Source organism: Halobacillus sp. A5 (genome assembly GCF_024189315.1).
GTDB lineage: Bacteria > Bacillota > Bacilli > Bacillales > Halobacillaceae > Halobacillus_A.
The window spans coordinates 384,897-402,983 of record NZ_JAIZEO010000002.1; the positions used below are offsets into that span (position 1 = coordinate 384,897).

The window sequence follows — 18,087 nt, forward strand, 5'->3', positions numbered from 1 at the left end:
GAGAGTCTCTAATGGCTCTCTTTTTCTTCACACTCATTACATTTCAGCATCTGTTCTTCATCTATAATCCCATCTAAAAACCCATCCCTGCAATAGACAGCTTTACCACACACCGAACAAGTTCCAACGAGTTCAAACATTGTCATTCTCCTTTATACTAACTTTTCAAATACTGGTGATAATCAATTTTATTTAGTATTTCCCTTACTTTTCATTATAAAACAAAACCCAGCCAGTACGGCTGGGTTTAGGTATTCATGATATCGGCTACAATTTTGTAGGAGTGAACTCTGGCTTCGTGATTATAAATTTGGGAAATTATCATCATTTCATCCGCTTGCGTTTCATCTAAGAAATGCTGTAATTCACGCTGCACCTTCTCCGGGCCGCCAATGATCGAAGCACCCAATTGCTGCTGTAGTGCGTGCTTCTCGTGCTCCATCCAAACATCATCCATATTATTAACTGGAGGCTGCAATAGCTTATTCGTATTACGTACAAGATTTAAGAATTGCTGATACAATGAAGTGGCCAATCGTTCTGCTTCTTCGTCAGTATCAGCAGCAATAACGTTTATGCCTACCATTACATGGGGCTTGTCAAGAGTCTCTGAAGGGGTGAAATTACGTCGATAGAGATCTATGGCCCCCATGGTATTGTTTGGTGAAAAGTGACTGGCAAAAGAAAAAGGAAGGCCTAATTGCCCTGCCAATTGAGCGCTGAATCCGCTGGAACCTAAGAGCCAGACTGGAATAGTTAAGCCTTCACCTGGTATCGCCCGGACGCTGCTGAGACCTGTTGCGAGTTCAGGGTTAAAATAGCCTCTTAACTCATCGACCATTGCAGGGAAATTTTCGGCGTTGCCGTCGAGGTTACGCCTCAGGGCATATGCGGTCGTCTGATCTGTTCCTGGAGCACGGCCAAGCCCTAAGTCTATCCGCCCGGGAAACAGAGTTTCAAGCGTCCCAAATTGTTCTGCAATAATAAGTGGAGCATGATTTGGGAGCATGATACCTCCTGCCCCTACTCGAATAGATGAAGTATGATGAGCGACATGGCTGATAGCAACGGCTGTAGCCGAACTGGCAATAAAAGGCATATTATGGTGTTCAGCCAGCCAATAGCGTGTAAAGCCCAATTGCTCTGCATTCTGGGCAAGATCCACGGAATTGTTGAATGATTTTGACGGGCTCCCTCTTTCAGTTACAGGGGCTAAATCAAGAACAGAATACTTTATATCATTTAATTTCTTATTAGACATATTTACATCTTCCTTTTTTCATCGGATTATTACCGCTATCGTATCAATATTATTTCGAGACACAAAACAATTTGCTTTATGCTTCAGTTTGCAAGTATGTAGTTTTAACTTTACTATGATATTTAAATGAATATAAGACAGACAGGAGTTTATAATGAAAACAATTAAGATAAAAAATAAAGAAGCTGTCAAATTCAAAAAAGGCTATCCTTTACTGCAGAAATCGTCTATTAAAGATTTCGACAGCGGGTTGAAGGAGGGAGACCTTCTTCATATTATTGACGAAAACCACACGTTTATTGGTAAAGGATACTATGGTCTTCAAAACAAGGGGATAGGGTGGATAATAACATCTAATTCTGATCTAACTATAGATCAAAAGTTTTTTTCAAATTTGTTAAGTAATGCACTTGGGCTTCGTAAATCTCTCTTTCAGGATACAGATACTAATACTTTTAGAGTCTTCAATGGAGAGGGGGATGGGTTCGGCGGACTCACCATTGATAAGTTTGCCGATTATTACTTATTGAATTGGTACAGTGAAGGAGCTTATCAATTCCGGAATTATGTACTCGAAGCAATCAAGCAGCTTTTCCGTTATGATGGGGTTTATGAAAAGAAACGCTTTGGCAGGCAGGGACAGTATATAGAGGATGAGGAGTTCGTGATGGGGGAGAGGGGCTCTTTCCCCATTATTGTTAAAGAGAATGGCATCCAGTTCGCTATATATCTTAACGAGGGTGCGATGGTAGGTTTATTTCTCGATCAAAGAGAAGTCAGGCAGGCAATTAGAAACTCTTACTCTTCTGGTAAAAGGGTTTTAAACACTTTTTCATATACTGGTGCTTTTTCAGTCTTCTCAGTTCTTGGTGGTGCATCTCATACAACGAGTGTAGATTTAGCAAATAGAAGTTATGCCAAAACTATAGAAAACTTTAGTTTAAACGGAGTTGACTATGAAGCCCATGACATTATTGTTGAGGACGTTTTTAATTATTTTAAATATGCTAATAGGAAAAAACGTCTTTATGATTTAGTGGTTTTAGATCCTCCAAGCTTCGCACGTTCTAAGAAAAATACGTTTAGAGCAGAGAAGGATTACCCTGCCTTGTTACAGGAAGCAATTTCGATCACAGAGAGAGAAGGGGTTATTATAGCCTCTACGAATTGTGCAAAATTCAATATGAAAAAGTTTAAATCTTTTGTTGAAACTGCTTTTAATCAATCCCCTCGTTCTTATAAAATCGTGGAAGAATATTCTCTTCCTAACGACTTCAAAACGATCTCTGCTTTTAAAGAAGGAAATTATCTAAAAGTCTTATTTTTAAAATTGGATTCCTGAAAATCGACTGTTTTCTACAGTCGATTTTTCTTTGTCAATTTTAATACAATTTTGATGATTTATGTTTCAGTGTATTTCGACACTTCTCTCTCAGAAAGTATACATAAATGTTTGCATGTGTACAAATAAGATTGCAAATGTACACGTATCCGCATACTTGTATACAATTTCGTACACATGCTGTAATATCAGCATGTGTACGAATAAGTAAACAAGTATACAAATTATAAACATGTACACAAATACGAACACGAAAATAGTCACATTGACTAATACGATACGATCTAATATGTTTAATAGTGAAGCTAGTAATCTAGCTAATTTCTTTTATATTAAAGGAGAGCTATTAAATGACAAAATCAAAAATTGCCGCTGTAGATGTGGGGAACGATGCAGTAAAAGCAAACTTCGGCAAGCTGGAATCTGAACTATATATACCAAACGTAATTGCGCGTGATTTAGAAGACCGACCAGTTATTGGGATCGAAGAATTAGATGATAAAGAACCTCTGGATAACATACATATTCGCGTACACTCCCCTGCACTGCAGGAAAACAACGCGATATATCGTGTGGGGAATTTAGCGGCTAAAAGTGATAACTCAACAGAACTTGATCCAGGAAGCAGTAAATCAGAAGAAGATCAGACATTAATCATGTTGTTTACGTCATTAGCACTAGACGCCGTAGCAGGTAAAGACGCTCAATCTTCAAAAAACAGCGTAGTCGAAGCAAATTACACTCTGGGAACTGGCCTGCCATTACGTGAAGTAAAAGAAGGAAAAGACGTTGGGTACCGATCTCAACTACTTGGGTCAGTACACCAGGTTGAGTTTTTAGTTACACCTAAGTATCAAGGCATGAAAGTAAATATCAAATTTGATGAAGTGAAGGTGTATCCAGAAGGATTTGCAGCTTACGTGAACTTAGTGATGGATAATGACTTGAATATTATCAATAAGGACCTTATTGATAAACAAATTCTAATACAGGATATTGGAGGTCTTTCTACAGATATCGCAGTTATCCGTAACCGCAATGTTGATGATGACAAAGCACAAGGCTTTAATTTAGGAGTAGCAGAATCACTCGAGCAAATACGGGACGAGATACTTACGAAACATGGAGTACAACTTGACAGCCGTAGAGACGTAGTAGATATCATCACAAGAAAAAATGACCGCCATCACATTATGGTTAAGGGCAGCCGTACAAGTGTCCACGATATTACTGACCGAATCCTGCTGGAACTTGCAAAAAAACAATACCGCTTCTTAAGAAATGTATGGCAGAAGAATTCCCAATCAGAAATTTGTTATTTTGTCGGGGGCGGTTCAGCGGTATTAAAGGAATATATCAAGACTCTTAACAACAAACTCGACGGCTTTAATATTGACTTCTTTGAGGATGAGAACGAAAGTATTTGGATGATGGCCAATGCATACTACAAATTAATTTCTGACTATATTCGAAAGTCAGAAGCTGCACAAAATAAGAAGGAAGTTAAGAAAGAAAAAGCACCATCAAAGTAAGGTGATTAGATGAGTAGTGCTAAAAAAGGTGTGGAAAGGGGGCAATCCATTACATTTCGGGTCCCCTCGGATACGCCAGACCATATGTTGAAGCAATTAACCTCTTTAAAAGAAAAAGAACGACGCAACTTTTCTAGTAAAATTGCACAGTTTGTAATGGATGGAGTCAACAAGTCTTTAACTAAAGAGAAAGAAACCGTCACCATTCCATTGCCAAGACAGCTCACGAAAGAACAGCGAAACTGGCTGAAACATGAGCATTCTGAAGCACTTATGGGGACCATTCTTTACCAGCTGTTAAGTGATCCGACAAGGGCTATGACACTGCTGGCCTCACTAAACAGTAATGCGGTAGATATTGATGAAGCTCTTTATCTGCAAGAAGAAGCTGCTGCTGCGTCTGATCAAGCATTTCCATCTGAGGAAAGTGAAAACTCTAAAAAAGATTCTGTATTAGAGACTAGCAGTGATGAGGAACTTGATGATTTAAGCCTGGAAAGTCTCCAAGACCTGCACTCTTCAGAGGAAACGGGAGAAAACGAAGAGGAAGATGACCCATTAGGAGACTTTCTTTCAAGCATGAATAAATAAAAAGTAACCCTCAACCTACTTTAAGGTTGAGGGTTACTTTTTCGCAACAAGCTAAGATAAAGGGTTGTGCTCAGCATAACTTAAGAAGCTTTGTTCGTCTTCAATTGTTCCACAAGCGCCGCATTGAACTTTAAACTCCGGTCCTCTGTAGTCTACATGATATACAGCGAGCTGATCAGGGTTACACTCAGATATGATTTGACCAGAACGAGGATCTAGTTTAATAGATGTTGCGACCTGTTTGATTCTGTTAAACCTGGAACGATTGGTTTTACAGTTGGGACATAAATAAGGCTTCAATTTTCTCGCTTCCTCCATAAATATAGTATAGCTACTATTATGGACGTTCTTTATAAATTTTATAATTATTTTTCATGAAAAAATATGTAGACATTTCCCGGGAAATGTCGAAAAGAGTCTTGCACTCGTCTTAATAACAGGTAAATCAGTTCTCTATAGAAATCCAATCATGAGACCAATCTTGTACACTTTCAATAACTGGTTTTAACGATTTCCCTTTTTCAGTTAAGGAATATTCAATCCTTACAGGGGTCTCAGGAAATACTTCACGAATAATAAGTCCTTCCTGTTCCATATCTTTTAGTCGGTCAGAAAGTACTTTGCCGCTGATTCCGATAGAAGATTCGATACTTTTAAACCTTTGTTCTCCCTCCAAAAGCTGATATATAATTAACCCGGTCCATCTTTGACTAAGGATCGTTATGGCTTTCTCAAAGCGGGGACACACAGCCTTATTCATAGTTATCACTCCTAAATAAAATATACCACGAACGTTTAAGTAATTAAATAAATAAGGCACATTAACTTACAAAAAGTAAGCTGGAAATGAAAGCAGATGAAAATTACGATTAGCTGCGAAACCTCATAACATAGGTTTCCCTACTCAAAGAATTCAATAAGCGGTTTCTATTCGATAAACCGTAATTCCGGCATCCACTGGGAAAGGTGTTGTTTGTTTTCTTCCATCAAGACTTTGTATTCCGGCAGAAGGTCTGAATTTAACTCGTGCATAGGTACAGCCTCATAAGCATGCGGACCTTCCGAGGTAACATAAGTCAGCATGAAACGGGGATCCTCCACACTGATATCCTCATCCTTTTTAGCAAAATCGAACTTGATTATTCCGCCGATTCTTTTTTCTAATGCATCCTGCCCTGAGAAAAAATTTCCCAGGGAATATACAGCTAACATTTTATGATTATCTTCTCCATCAACCCATTCGATAGGCTGGAGAACGTGAGGGTGATGACCAATTACAACATCAACACCTAAATCAGCTGTATACTCCATTAAGTCTTGTTGTTCCTCGTTAGGTAGAGGTTCATACTCATCTCCAAAGTGAAGACTTAGTACGGTCGCGTCACTTTTCTGTTGAGCTTCTTCTACGTCTTGTTTTATTTGTTCTTTATCTATTAAGTTCACCAGGTGTGATTTTCCTTGCGGCACAGGAATACCGTTCGTTCCGTATGTATAACTCAAAAATGATACATCTATGCCTTCCTCAGTTTTTAAGACTCTAGTATTATTTTGATCCTCTTCGTTTCGATAGGCACCTGTATACATCATATTTATATGGTCCCAGTGGTCAAGGGCGCTCATTACTGCATCTTCTCCGCGGTCCAGCGTATGATTATTCGCCAGAGATACGACATCTACTCCTAAGTCTTTTAATGTCGTTCCGAATTCTTTAGGTGTGTTAAATGAAGGATAACTGGATAACCCTATTTCTTCTCCTCCAATCATTGTTTCCTGATTAGCCAAAGTAATAGTCGTATCTTCTAAGTATGGTTTTACTTTTTCAAGCATAGGCATAAAGTTAAAGCCATCTGAGGTTTTTGCATCATTGTAGACGCGGTCATGAATGAGCATGTCCCCGACTGCAGTGACGCTGACTCGTTCTTCCATCTGGTAAGGAGGTTTTTCATGGAGGTTAATGTTTTTTTTGCTATGGGAAAGTGGAGGATCAGCCAGGGACCCAGAACATCCACTTAGCAATCCACCTAAAATGATAATACTTAAAAATTTTTTCACGTCAATCAACTCCTATAATAGGACAAAGTAATCTCTATCTTTGTCCTATTATAGCAGAATCAGAAGGGTAATATTCGATGAAAAAACAATAAAACCACCCTTAAAAGGATGGTTTTAAGCAGACTTCTGTTTCTCAGGAATAAACAAATGGACACGAATTAGACTTCTTCTCACAATGATACTAATGCAGACTGCCAAATACGATTTAGATTTAATTAAACCTGCAGCCAAAAAAGGATACACACCGTCGGCTGAAGCCTGAATCCAGCTCAAGTCCATGTAAAATTTCAGCTGCAAGTCACCGAATAAAAGTATAACGATCTTCTCTGCAGTCTCAGTATTTATTACCCGGGGGTCAATTGAATTTGGTTTTCTCCAGGTACATACGGAGGCAATAATACCGAAATATATCCACCCGGATATAAGTTAACGCTAACTTTTAGAGAGGAGTAGTTTGTTACAGAAACTTCATTTGCTGAGTTTCACATATATAGGAAGGTCTGTATGTCCCATCTCTCTTACATATACAAATAGATTTCCTTTATGGTGAATTTCGTGGTCGACAGCTGTGTGTAAAAGCTCAGAAACCGTTAATTCTCTTCCGAAAATTTTAGATACGTCAACTTTATTATTAAAATCATCATCAGAAAGAGCATGAATCAGTTGCAATGTTTGTTCTGTATAAGTTTCAGCTTGTTCAGTAAGGCTGCTGGTGTCTTCCGCAGTAAATAATTTATTTGGTTCCTGGCCGTTTGCCATTCTCGCAAACATATATGCGGTTTCATAGATATGAATCACGAGTTTTTGAGCTTCCATAGAAGAAGGAGTGGGTTTGTAGTTGTAATAGTCTTTATCAATTTTAGCTGTTAATTCATTAGTTACTTCCCTATGGGATAGAAAATAGTCAGTAAAACGAGTACTTTTACTCATTTGAATCCTCCTTTTGAAATTAAAATTCTCAACTCAAAGATATATTCTAGGATTAAATGGGTCAACGATAATGCTTGGGGTAAATCTTATTTGGAAATTTAAGGTAGGTATAAGTGCCTGTCACGAGGAAAAAGAACTATTTTTCTGTGGCAAAAAATTGAACATTTCATTACAAATATTTCATTTTGTTAAAATGAGACAGTTTTAAGTTCAAAAAATAGGGGATATAAGGTAAAATGAGTGAGTGGAAAATTAACGGAGGTTTTACGATGTTTACAAATAACAAATATTTCACCAAAGGTAAATTAAATAAATGGCTGATTTACGCTGTTGTAATTGCTATCTTCTGGATGAAAATGTACTTTATTCAAGGAAGCATCTTTACATTGGACGTAGAGAATGCTAATGAAGCTGCTATTTTGGCTTTTAATCCGCTCAGCAGTATCTTTCTGTTGTTTGGTATAGGAATTCTATTAGGCGGACGAAGAGGTCTGTTAGTTACTTATATTATCGGATCGATCCTCCTGTATGTAAATGTTTTGTTCTATCGTGAATACAATGATTTTATTACCATACCCATGCTTGGGCAGGTAGCAAACCTTGCCGGCTTAGGCGGCAGTATTACAAGTATTCTTTCCATGATGGATATTCTGCTTTTCGTAGATGTATTTGCAGCTGTCTTTCTATTATTCTATTTAAAATCTACTCGTTTTCCTAAATTCGCGCCTAAACGCAGAGAAGGAATTATACTGGCAATGATAGCTATACCGTTGTTCCTTGCGAATTTAGCATGGGCTGAAACGGAACGAACGGATCTTCTTGAGAGAGCGTTTGATCGTAACATGCTGGTTAAATACATTGGAGTCATTAACTATCATGTTTATGATATTGTTCTTCAAGGGCAAACAGAAATGAAGAAAACCTTTGCTGACAGTAACGAATTAGTTCCAGCTCTGAACTATTTAAATGAGAAGAAAACAGAGCCGAATAGTGAAATGACTGGAAAAGCTGAAGGCAAAAACGTGATTGCAATATCTCTTGAGAGTACTCAAACATTTGTCGTGGATAATGAAGTTAACGGTGAAGAGCTGACGCCTTATTTTAATGACCTTAAAGAAGAAGGGGCTTACTTTAGTAACTTCTACCACCAGGTTAAGCAAGGTCGTACCTCTGATTCAGAGTTTATTCTTGATAATTCTATGTATGGTTTAAACCGTGGAGCTGCATTCTTTACACATTCAGGTAATGAATACGAAGCTTCCCCTGAAATTTTAGGAGAAAACGGTTATACAACATCTAACATGCATGCCAACGACAAAACTTTCTGGAATCGTAATGTGATGTATGATTCGTTAGGATATGACGAATTTTATGGAAAAGAAGATTATGATGTAACAGATGAAAAGTCTTATGGGTGGGGTTATCTGGATGAGTATTTCTTTGAGGAGTCTTTAGATAAAATGGAAGAGATGGACCAGCCATTTTATAATAAGATGATTACGTTAACGAACCACCATCCGTTTACTCTTCCTGAAGATAAGAAATATATTGATGAAGGCGATACGAATAGTGGGACGGTCAATCGTTATTTCCAAACGATTCGCTATCAGGATGAGGCTTTGAAACAATTTGTTGAAGAATTCAAAGAGTCTGATCTTTATGATGATACAGTCCTTGTGATTTATGGAGACCATTTCGGAATTTCTGAAAACCATCAGGAAGCAATGGGACAATATTTAGACAAAGATATTGATGAATACGAACAGTTCCAGTTGCAGCGTGTTCCTCTTCTCATGATTGGAGAGGGAATTGAACCAGAGGAGCATGATACAGTCGGCGGGCAGATTGACTTACGTCCGACAATTATGAACCTGCTCGGAGTAGAAGATGATAACCCAATTCAATTTGGTCAAGATCTATTTAGCGAAGACCGTCGTGAAATGATGATAACGCGCGATGGAGACTTTGCTAACGAAGACTATGTTGGTGTTAAAGGATCCTGTTACGAACGTGAAACTGGAGAAGAAGTAGAAAATGATAATTGCGACCCATTGTTTGAAGAAGCAGAAGAAGAACTGGCAATGTCTGATTCGATTATCTATGGTGACTTACTTCGCTATCTTGATGAGACAGAAATGATCGAAGAGGAAGAGTCATCCTCAGACGAAGAAGAATAATATTATTAACAAAGCCTTCACCCCAATCGGTGAAGGCTTTTCAGGCTGTTGATAAAGTTTGGGTGTAGGTGTACATCGTGCCTCATGGTTCCCTCATTAGAACCAGAAGAAAATGGAACAGGAAAAAGCGCTGCTTTTAAGCGGGGCAGGAGGAAAGTCTCCTCGGTCTGCGAAATGTGGGGCTTTTCCAGTCTGTTTGTCCCGCAGGAGTCCTTCCTTTTTCTGTTCCTTTTAATCACAAGACGCTCTCGGAACCATTGAATCACAGAATAAGACCTCATGAACTCCTATGAGTCTAGTGATCATTTATCGAAAAAGGGTTTTAGGAAACGGCGAGACTCCTGTGGGAGGTACGTACATGGTGAGACCCAGAAGGCAAAGCCTGAGGAGGCTTACCGTACGCCCACGGAAAGCGAGTCGTTTCCTAAAACCCTTACCTCTTGTTTATGCAAGGTATGTTTACACTTAAGAGTAAACGATAGTTTCTCAATAAGCTGCAAAGCCTTCCCCAATTAGGGTGAAGGCTTGTATCATGGTATCTTTTAGATAATATCCATCCATATTTTAATCGTAGTAACTGCAATTAGCACCGCCAATATGGCTTGCAGAACTTTAGTGTTTATCGATTTTCCGGCTTTAGCTCCTAAAGGGGCAGCGATCAAACTGGCAATAACCATAATGCCTGCCGCCGTATAGTCAACCTGTCCTGTAGTAACTTTGCCGACAGTGGCGCCGATTGATGAAATCAACGTAATGGCTAAAGAGGATGCTATGGTCATTCGTGTAGGAATTTTAAGTACTACCAGCATAATAGGGACTAATAAGAACGCCCCGGCGGCACCTACAATTCCTGCTCCGACACCAACAATTAAGGCCAAAGCGAAAGCAAGCCATTTACTAAAGCTCACTTGTTCAAACGGAATCTCATCAATGCCTTTCTTTGGAACAAACATCATGACAGACGCCGTTAATGCTAATATCCCATATACAATGTTTATACCATCTTCAGGCATAAAACGAGAACCATATCCACCAACGAAGCTTCCAATTAAAATGCTTACACCCATATACAGAATGAGGGATCTATTTAAATAGCCTCCCTTACGATATGCCCACACTCCGCCTAACGTAGCAAAAAAGACTTGTACTGCACTGATTCCAGATACTTCATGAGCTGTAAAGGCAGTGAAGCCGATTAGAGGTGGAATGTAAAGGAGCATAGGGTATTTAATGATAGAGCCGCCAATCCCCAGCATTCCTGATATATACGAGCCAGCAAAACCGATTAAGAATATAGTAAGAATAAGACCGAATTCCACAACCATCACTCCTTAAAAAAAAGGAACCGCTCCAGGTTCCCTTTTTATTTTCATCCTTTTTGAATCCAGAATTTTAAGATGTCATTATCTTCATCGCTTTTAAGGAGCTCGTGTCCGCCGGATTTTGCCCAGGCCTTAAGATCACCTTTGGCACCTTTGTCCGTTGCATGGATTTCCAGGATATCTCCTGTTTCAAGCTCTTTCATTGCCTTTTTAGTTTTAACAATAGGCATAGGACACGCCATTCCTTTCGCGTCTAATACTTTAGTAGAGTTCATATTTTATTACCTCCTGATTTGTATGTTTTTTTGTTATCTAACCGCACAACGGTTAGGTCCAATCTCCATTTCACGCTGCTGCTCTTCATCTGGTGAAATTATACCCATGTTTGTTTTTCTTATTTCTTGATAGGCATTTGGTTGAGGCGGGAGATTCTCGGTGACTATTCTTCGAAATTCAGCGTCATTTTTCACGTTTAAGCCATGGTTGTTAGAAATCAAGGTTCCCAGCTTCGCTGCTATAGTACCATCGCTGTTCAATTCATCCATACTCATAAAGTGGGCAGGTAATACAATCAGATTTTCAGAAAGCTCTTTATAGCGAGAATAAAGTGTTTCGCGCAGGTCTTGTACCCAGTCTTCTGCTTTACCTGCAAGATCAGGACGTCCAATTGAATCAATAAACAAAATATCTCCAGAAAGAAGGTACTGGTCATCGATCACAAAGGACGTAGAGCCAATCGTGTGTCCTGGAGTATACAAGGCGTGTATGATGATTTCCTCATTTCCGACTTTCACGATTTCATTATCTTCTAATGGGACATAGCTGTACGTCACTTCTCCGGCATCTTTCGGAGGAAGCCAATAGGCTGCACCTGTTTGTCGGGCAAGTTTTCGACCGCCTGAAATGTGATCGGCATGTAAGTGAGTGTCGAAAGCGTGAATGATTTTAGCTCCTTTTCCCTCTGCAAAAGAGGTGTAAATGTCTATCATTCGCGTGGCATCAATAATTGCGGCTTCCCCATTTGATACCACCATATAAGAAAGGCAGCCTTTACCGATCCTCACGAATTGAAAGAGTTCTCCGCCGTTATTTAAGTCGGCTACTTTAACAGGCTCTAGATATTCACTCCAGGATTTCATACCCCCTTGAAGATAGAATACATCTTTGCCTTCTTCAGAAAGCATTTCTGCCACCATCACAGAAGACCCTTCCTTGGCACATACTACTAAGATCTCCCGGTCGGCAGGGAGTTGATCAAGGATTTCTTCCACGCCGTCAAGTAAATCAAAGTAAGGGATATTTAAATATGTGACTTTTTTTCCTTCAATTTTCCAGTCTTGAAAAGCATCTTCATTTCTAACATCTAAAATAAACAGCGGCTCATTGTTTACTATTTTTTGAGTGACCTGTTGAGCTGTCATAGGATTAACAGTCATTACAATTACCCCCTAAGGTATTATTTTAGTTAAAAAATTATTCGGACTTTGTAGTCTCTCCTGACCAGCCGCTCATGCCTGGAACTACGTTATAGACGTGTTCATACCCTTTAGCTGCTAACTTTTGGGCTGCCATATCACTGCGGCTGCCCGTCCGGCAGATAACATAAATATTCTTCGTACCATCGATTTCACTTATGCGCTCATCCAGTTCCCCAAGTGGAATAGACTTCGCCCCCGGAATGTGATCGAATGCATACTCGGCAGATTCACGAACATCTAAAATCACTGAATCCTTATCAAGGGATTGGACCGTCTCATTATCTACCACCTGGGGGTGTTTCTTCTCTTGAGAATCTTCATTTCCGTCTTTACGAATATAATGGCTTAATACATCATTTTCTTCAGTAGTTCCAAGGTATTGATGACCTGTTTTTTCAGCCCATGCCTTCATATCAGCCGTAGAGCCTTTGTCCGTAGCTTCAATTTTTAAAACCTGGCCGTTCTCTAAGTTCTTCATTGTTTTTTTAGTTTTTACAATTGGCATCGGGCAGGCTAAACCTTTCGCATCCAAGGTTTCATTTGTTTTAATATTCATAGATATAACACTCCTTAAAATTATTCAATTTTTCCTTTGTAATTTATCATTCCGCCATCCATATTCATGACGTTGAACCCTTGATTTTCTAAAAATTGAGCCGCTTGACTACTGCGTCCCCCGGAGCGGCAGACCAGGACATATTCTTTTGATTTATCAAGCTCATTCATTCGAGGTTCAATAAGTCCTAAAGGTATATTTAAAGCACCGGGTATTTTTCCTGCAGCCACTTCATTGGTTTCTCTCACGTCGATAATGTTTACTTCTTCATAGGTCATCTCTATTTCTTTGGGTGTTATAGTTTTCACTTTTGTATTTCCTCCTTAGATAAACAGGTTAACGTTACCGTCTTCAGCTTCTCCCAGGTATGCAGCTACTCCTGCATACTCAATATTATCAAGTAGTTCTTCTTTTTGGAGTCCAAGCAAATCCATTGTCATCGTACAAGCAACCAGGTTTACCTCTTGTTCCTGGGCCATATTGATAAGATCAGGTAAGGGCATAGCATTGTGTTTTTTCATAACATCTTTAATCATTTTCGGACCAAAGCCGGCGTAGTTCATTTTAGACAAGCCCATTTTATCTGCTCCACGCGGCATCATTCTGCCGAACATCTTTTCAATAAAGTTCTTCTTAACTGCTACGTGACCATCTTTACGCAGTGCATTTAATCCCCAGAAAGTATGAAAAATGGTTACTTCATGATCATAAGCGGCTGCTCCGTTAGCAATAATGTAAGCTGCCATAGCTTTGTCGTAATCTCCGCTGAATAAAATAATGTTCGTTTTCTTAGTTTCAGACATAATATCTTCCTCCTATATACATATACACCTAAGGGTATTATTTATATTAAAAAAATTATCGACTTTTCACTAATAATTGTACAGCTTCGTTAATAGATTCTTCCTTTGATTGTTCATCCTGTGCATCTTGGATGCATTCAACCAGATTAGAACTTACGACTAATCCAATTGTACGGTCAAGTCCACTGCATGCAGCTGACAGCTGGGTAATAACGTCTTTACAGTCTTTGCCCTCTTCCATCATATTGAGGATACCTCGCAGCTGACCTTGCATTCGTTTGACGCGGTTTTTTACCGAACTGTTGTAATGCATAGGGTAACCTCCTTGTTTTTGAAGTTTCTTTTTTGGCGAGTAGGAGTTCATAATATACCCCATTGGGTATATTGTCAACATTTAAAATTATATTTTTGGGAGAGTCTAAAATGGAGGTGAGAAATTATGGACATTTTCATGGATACATTAAAAGTATTAGGAAGAATTGTGACCATTCTTCCATTTATGCTTGTTATCGGGTTATATATGGGAAAGCGCTCAGTCGGAGAGCTTCCTGTATTTGATTTTTTAGTCGTTTTAGTATTGGGCTCTGTAGTAGGAGCTGATATCGCTGACCCTGATATTAATCACATTCATACAATTGTTGCTATGGTGGCTATTGCGCTGCTTCATCAGCTCATCATTTATATGAAATTGAAAAACCGTAAAATTGGTAAATTACTTACGTTTGAACCAACTGTTGTTATCTATAATGGTAAATTTCTTTATAAAAACATGAAGAAAGTGCATTATGCTATTGATAATATAGGGCAGATGCTTAGGGAGAAAAGCGTATTTACTATTCAAGATGTAGAAATTGCAGTGGTGGAAGCGAATGGACAACTTTCCGTTAAGCTGAAAGGAGACAAAGAATGGGCGACAAAGGAAGACGTTGGAGGGAAAATTACAAACGGGCAATATGACGTTCCGATTATATTAGACGGTGAACTGCAGGAAGAAATGCTAAAAAGGTTGGGGAAAGATAAAGAGTGGGTGCAAGAACAACTAAACAACCATAGCATTTTTGACATGAAAGAAGTGTTTTATGGTGCTCTTACACCTGCAGGGAAATTTGTGTATTCCACTAAAGAGGAAGGGGAGGGGACCGTGCCTCCTATTGTACATTAAAATAAGTTTAGGAGCATTTACACCTCTCCTTAGACGCTTCGGTCCATACTAGTGATCAAACGGTCTTCAATGTCCTTAGCTAAAGCTTCAATATTTTCGTCATTTACCATACTAATAAGGGCGGTTGGTTTAGGCATTCCAATTCTCGTGGTACCACCATCGTCGTAGACTACCATTTTACATGGAAGAAAATAACCTGCCATTTGATTTTCCGTCAGCACCCGCTGTGCTCCTTTTGTATTGCACACTTCTAATACTTTGTACTCTTTATCGAATTCAAGTCCTTTTTCCTGAAGCTTATCTTTATTATAAAATGTCCATAGTACACCGAACTGCTCCTCTTTCAGGCTGGATTCAAGACTTGCTGCAGCTTCGTCAATTCCTTTGTTGCCGCTACAGAATAATCAAACATAAACACCCTCCTTGTAATGGATATTTCATACGTAATATACGCTTGTACGTATAAATGTAATCCAGCGTATTTCCTTATTTTCATTTAATAATTGGAAAAAGATTGATCATATGCCTGTATCATTTTATTCTTTTATATTAGAATAAGGGGAGCAAAAGAGAGGACGTGGACATCAATGAGGATAGAAAAAGATATTAAATTAATCGCCCTGGATATGGATGGGACGTTATTGAATACAGAGGAAAAGGTTAGTGAGGAAAACTATAAAGCGATCCAGGAAGCAAAAAATAAAGGGATTCATGTCGTATTAAGTACAGGGCGTTCATTAGACCGCTGCCGGGAAATTGCAGAATCGCTTGGGCGATCTTCTTATATTGTAACCATTAATGGCGGCGAGATTTATAATGACAGGTTTGAGCTGGTGGATCAAACGTTATTAGATTCGAAACTTGTTGAGCGGTTATGGGAGCTTCGTAAACAGCATGAAGTGCATTATTGGTCAACCACAGTTCAAGGGCAGTTCAACAGTACACAAAATTTTGACAAAGAAGTCAGAGACTATGACTGGCTGAAATTTGGGTTTGATATTGAAGATGATGAAATTAGGAAAGTTATTTTGGATGAACTCAATAGTAATGAAGCGTTGGAGATTTCCAATTCAAGTCCCACCAATATTGAGGTGAATCCTGCGGGAGTCAATAAAGCCGCTGCCCTTCTTAAAGTATCCGAGCGATTAAACTTCAATTTGGACAATGTAATGGCTGTAGGTGACAGTCTAAATGACTTAGCCATGATTAAAGAAGCGGGAATAGGTGTTGCTATGGGCAATGCTCAGGAAGATGTAAAGAAAGCTGCAGCATGGGTAACAGATACTAACAATGACAATGGAGTAGCAAAGGCAATCCGCAGTGTATTATAGAACAACTGAGGCATAAGAAATCTTCTGCGTTCATAATATAATACTACCCTACCTAAAGTCTCCTCCTATACAGAAAAGCACGGAAGCTTATCATTATAAGCTCCGTGTTTTTTTGTGGAACAGGAAATTATAAATGGCGAGGTGTAGGTAATTCTGCATTAATTAGCAGCCTCCTTTGCAAGTGCCCGGACACTGAAATTCATAAGCGATCAGCTCTGTAGAAGAAATGGACGGCTTCTTCAGATGTTTTGCTTCTGTGTTTCGTGTCTAACAGGGTGGTTGTGCTATATTTTTATTTGAAAACGCTTACGTACAGAGGCAGGAATTTACTTACTGGGCACGAATAATAAAAAGAAGAAGTATTTTTGTCTTAGTACTTCGTAAAAGGAGGTAGCACATGAAAGCCTCATATTTAAAAGAAGAACACGATCTTCTTCGGGCCTCGATAAGAAAATTTCTTGATAAAGAAGCTTACCCATACTTTGAAGAGTGGGAAAAAAATGAATCGATACCGCGTTCATTCTGGGAAAAGTTAGGGCTGCAAGGTTTTCTATGTCCTTGGCTGGAGGAAGCTTATGGTGGAGCTGAAGCGGATTTTGGATATTCTGTTGTCATTAATGAAGAATTAGAAAAAGTGGGTACAGGGTTGATTGGTGTAGGATTACATAACGATATCGTTGTACCTTACCTCCATCATTATGGGACAGATGAGCAGAAGAAAAGGTGGCTGCCTAAATGTGCGAGCGGGGAAATCATTACAGCTGTCGCCATGACTGAGCCGGGAGCGGGTTCTGATTTGGCGAATATCAAAACGAGTGCAAAATTGGATGGAAACGACTATATAGTAAATGGAGAGAAAACATTTATTACAAATGGAATTCATGCGGACTTAATTCTTGTCGTCTGCCGGACAGATTCTCAAGCTGTACGCCCTCATCAAGGGTTAAGTCTGCTGGTGGTCGAAAGAGGGACTGAAGGTTTTTCCAGGGGAAAGAAGTTAAGGAAGGTAGGATTGCACAGTCAGGATACGGCGGAGCTTGTTTTTCAAGATGCCAGGGTTCCAAAAGAAAATTTGCTGGGGCAAGCAGGCCGAGGGTTCTATTATTTAATGGATCAGCTTCAGCAGGAACGGCTGATTGTGGCGATTGGCGGTATAGCAGCAAGTGAAAGAATGCTGGAAATTACAATAGATTATGTGAAGAGCCGAGAAGCTTTTGGTCAATCGATTGCTTCGTTTCAAAACACACAGTTTAAGCTGGCTGAACTGCAGACAGAAGTTGAAATAGGAAGAACATTTTTAGACCGCACCATTGAGGCCCATATGAGGGGAGAAGACGTAGTTAAAGAAGTCTCGATGGCTAAGTGGTGGATCACAGACCTTGTGAAAAAAGTCGCCTCTTCCTGTATGCATCTCCATGGGGGCTACGGATACATGGAAGAGTACGAGATAGCAAGAAGGTTCAGAGATGCTCCTGTAACAGCTGTTTATGCAGGATCCAATGAAATTATGAAATCGATCATCGCTAAAAAAATGGGACTTCTGTAAATAT

22 protein-coding genes are annotated in these 18,087 nt (G+C 39.3%); 7 read left to right on the forward strand and 15 right to left on the reverse strand.

The window, feature by feature from the left end:
• Positions 1 to 8: 8 nt before the first annotated feature.
• Together LF822_RS22800 and LF822_RS10060 are read right to left on the reverse strand one after the other, a co-directional pair.
• Entirely contained in the window at positions 9 to 140 is a 132-nt protein-coding gene (locus tag LF822_RS22800; RefSeq protein ID WP_256521831.1) for a hypothetical protein, read from the reverse strand.
• A 107-nt stretch (positions 141 to 247) separates the two neighbouring features.
• Positions 248 to 1,261: an LLM class flavin-dependent oxidoreductase gene (locus LF822_RS10060; protein ID WP_253923897.1), complete on the reverse strand. Its 1,014-nt coding sequence runs from the start codon at positions 1,259 to 1,261 to the stop codon at positions 248 to 250.
• Between the two features lie 154 nt (positions 1,262 to 1,415).
• On the opposite strand from LF822_RS10060, the gene LF822_RS10065 reads away from it, so the two are divergent.
• The 3 genes from LF822_RS10065 (at position 1,416) to LF822_RS10075 (ending at position 4,726) form a co-directional block, all read left to right on the forward strand.
• Complete coding sequence (locus tag LF822_RS10065; protein WP_253923898.1) at positions 1,416 to 2,603, forward strand: class I SAM-dependent rRNA methyltransferase; 1,188 nt, start codon at positions 1,416 to 1,418, stop codon at positions 2,601 to 2,603.
• Between the two features lie 350 nt (positions 2,604 to 2,953).
• Positions 2,954 to 4,135 carry a ParM/StbA family protein gene (locus LF822_RS10070; protein WP_253923899.1) on the forward strand — a complete coding sequence of 394 codons (1,182 nt, stop codon included), beginning with the start codon at positions 2,954 to 2,956 and terminating at the stop codon, positions 4,133 to 4,135.
• 9 nt (positions 4,136 to 4,144) lie between these two features.
• Entirely contained in the window at positions 4,145 to 4,726 is a 582-nt protein-coding gene (locus LF822_RS10075; protein WP_253923900.1) for a hypothetical protein, read from the forward strand.
• Positions 4,727 to 4,777: 51 nt separating this feature from the next.
• On the opposite strand, the gene LF822_RS10080 is transcribed toward LF822_RS10075, so the two are convergent.
• The 5 genes from LF822_RS10080 to LF822_RS10100 all read right to left on the reverse strand — a co-directional run bounded on the left by LF822_RS10080 (position 4,778) and on the right by LF822_RS10100 (position 7,708).
• Positions 4,778 to 5,026, reverse strand: coding sequence for a DNA alkylation repair protein (locus LF822_RS10080; RefSeq protein ID WP_253923901.1), 249 nt, complete (start codon positions 5,024 to 5,026; stop codon positions 4,778 to 4,780).
• Between the two features lie 145 nt (positions 5,027 to 5,171).
• Positions 5,172 to 5,486, reverse strand: a complete 315-nt coding sequence (locus LF822_RS10085; RefSeq protein ID WP_253923902.1) for a winged helix-turn-helix transcriptional regulator — start codon at positions 5,484 to 5,486, stop codon at positions 5,172 to 5,174.
• 167 nt (positions 5,487 to 5,653) lie between these two features.
• The gene (locus LF822_RS10090; RefSeq protein ID WP_253923903.1) at positions 5,654 to 6,778 is read right to left on the reverse strand and encodes a CapA family protein; all 1,125 of its coding nucleotides are present in this window, start codon (positions 6,776 to 6,778) and stop codon (positions 5,654 to 5,656) included.
• 114 nt (positions 6,779 to 6,892) lie between these two features.
• Positions 6,893 to 7,057: a hypothetical protein gene (locus tag LF822_RS10095; protein WP_253923904.1), complete on the reverse strand. Its 165-nt coding sequence runs from the start codon at positions 7,055 to 7,057 to the stop codon at positions 6,893 to 6,895.
• A 189-nt stretch (positions 7,058 to 7,246) separates the two neighbouring features.
• Complete coding sequence (locus LF822_RS10100; RefSeq protein ID WP_253923905.1) at positions 7,247 to 7,708, reverse strand: DinB family protein; 462 nt, start codon at positions 7,706 to 7,708, stop codon at positions 7,247 to 7,249.
• Positions 7,709 to 7,944: 236 nt separating this feature from the next.
• Between LF822_RS10100 and LF822_RS10105 the strand changes: the two genes are divergently transcribed.
• Positions 7,945 to 9,885 carry an LTA synthase family protein gene (locus tag LF822_RS10105; RefSeq protein WP_253923906.1) on the forward strand — a complete coding sequence of 647 codons (1,941 nt, stop codon included), beginning with the start codon at positions 7,945 to 7,947 and terminating at the stop codon, positions 9,883 to 9,885.
• A 542-nt stretch (positions 9,886 to 10,427) separates the two neighbouring features.
• Here LF822_RS10105 and LF822_RS10110 read toward each other — a convergent pair.
• The 7 genes from LF822_RS10110 to LF822_RS10140 are packed head-to-tail and all read right to left on the reverse strand — an operon-like array spanning position 10,428 to position 14,357.
• Positions 10,428 to 11,204: a sulfite exporter TauE/SafE family protein gene (locus LF822_RS10110; RefSeq protein ID WP_253923907.1), complete on the reverse strand. Its 777-nt coding sequence runs from the start codon at positions 11,202 to 11,204 to the stop codon at positions 10,428 to 10,430.
• 50 nt (positions 11,205 to 11,254) lie between these two features.
• Positions 11,255 to 11,482: a sulfurtransferase TusA family protein gene (locus tag LF822_RS10115; RefSeq protein ID WP_253923908.1), complete on the reverse strand. Its 228-nt coding sequence runs from the start codon at positions 11,480 to 11,482 to the stop codon at positions 11,255 to 11,257.
• Between the two features lie 33 nt (positions 11,483 to 11,515).
• Positions 11,516 to 12,643 (reverse strand): MBL fold metallo-hydrolase, encoded by a 1,128-nt coding sequence (locus LF822_RS10120; RefSeq protein ID WP_253923909.1) that lies wholly within the window; start codon positions 12,641 to 12,643, stop codon positions 11,516 to 11,518.
• A gap of 37 nt (positions 12,644 to 12,680) precedes the next feature.
• The gene (locus LF822_RS10125; protein WP_253923910.1) at positions 12,681 to 13,241 is read right to left on the reverse strand and encodes a sulfurtransferase TusA family protein; all 561 of its coding nucleotides are present in this window, start codon (positions 13,239 to 13,241) and stop codon (positions 12,681 to 12,683) included.
• A 20-nt stretch (positions 13,242 to 13,261) separates the two neighbouring features.
• On the reverse strand, positions 13,262 to 13,549 hold the full coding sequence (locus LF822_RS10130; RefSeq protein ID WP_253923911.1) for a rhodanese-like domain-containing protein: 288 nt from the start codon (positions 13,547 to 13,549) through the stop codon (positions 13,262 to 13,264).
• 15 nt (positions 13,550 to 13,564) lie between these two features.
• On the reverse strand, positions 13,565 to 14,044 hold the full coding sequence (locus LF822_RS10135; protein ID WP_253923912.1) for a DsrE/DsrF/DrsH-like family protein: 480 nt from the start codon (positions 14,042 to 14,044) through the stop codon (positions 13,565 to 13,567).
• A gap of 55 nt (positions 14,045 to 14,099) precedes the next feature.
• Positions 14,100 to 14,357, reverse strand: a complete 258-nt coding sequence (locus LF822_RS10140; protein WP_253923913.1) for a metal-sensitive transcriptional regulator — start codon at positions 14,355 to 14,357, stop codon at positions 14,100 to 14,102.
• A gap of 126 nt (positions 14,358 to 14,483) precedes the next feature.
• Between LF822_RS10140 and LF822_RS10145 the strand changes: the two genes are divergently transcribed.
• Positions 14,484 to 15,206, forward strand: coding sequence for a YetF domain-containing protein (locus LF822_RS10145; RefSeq protein WP_253923914.1), 723 nt, complete (start codon positions 14,484 to 14,486; stop codon positions 15,204 to 15,206).
• A 29-nt stretch (positions 15,207 to 15,235) separates the two neighbouring features.
• Here the strand turns inward: LF822_RS10145 and LF822_RS23070 are convergent, their stop codons facing one another.
• Positions 15,236 to 15,454, reverse strand: a complete 219-nt coding sequence (locus LF822_RS23070) for a DUF302 domain-containing protein (protein ID WP_371925878.1) — start codon at positions 15,452 to 15,454, stop codon at positions 15,236 to 15,238.
• A 339-nt stretch (positions 15,455 to 15,793) separates the two neighbouring features.
• On the opposite strand from LF822_RS23070, the gene LF822_RS10155 reads away from it, so the two are divergent.
• Together LF822_RS10155 and LF822_RS10160 are read left to right on the forward strand one after the other, a co-directional pair.
• Positions 15,794 to 16,537: a Cof-type HAD-IIB family hydrolase gene (locus tag LF822_RS10155; protein WP_253923915.1), complete on the forward strand. Its 744-nt coding sequence runs from the start codon at positions 15,794 to 15,796 to the stop codon at positions 16,535 to 16,537.
• Between the two features lie 397 nt (positions 16,538 to 16,934).
• Positions 16,935 to 18,083 carry an acyl-CoA dehydrogenase family protein gene (locus LF822_RS10160; RefSeq protein WP_253923916.1) on the forward strand — a complete coding sequence of 383 codons (1,149 nt, stop codon included), beginning with the start codon at positions 16,935 to 16,937 and terminating at the stop codon, positions 18,081 to 18,083.
• Positions 18,084 to 18,087: the final 4 nt, after the last annotated feature.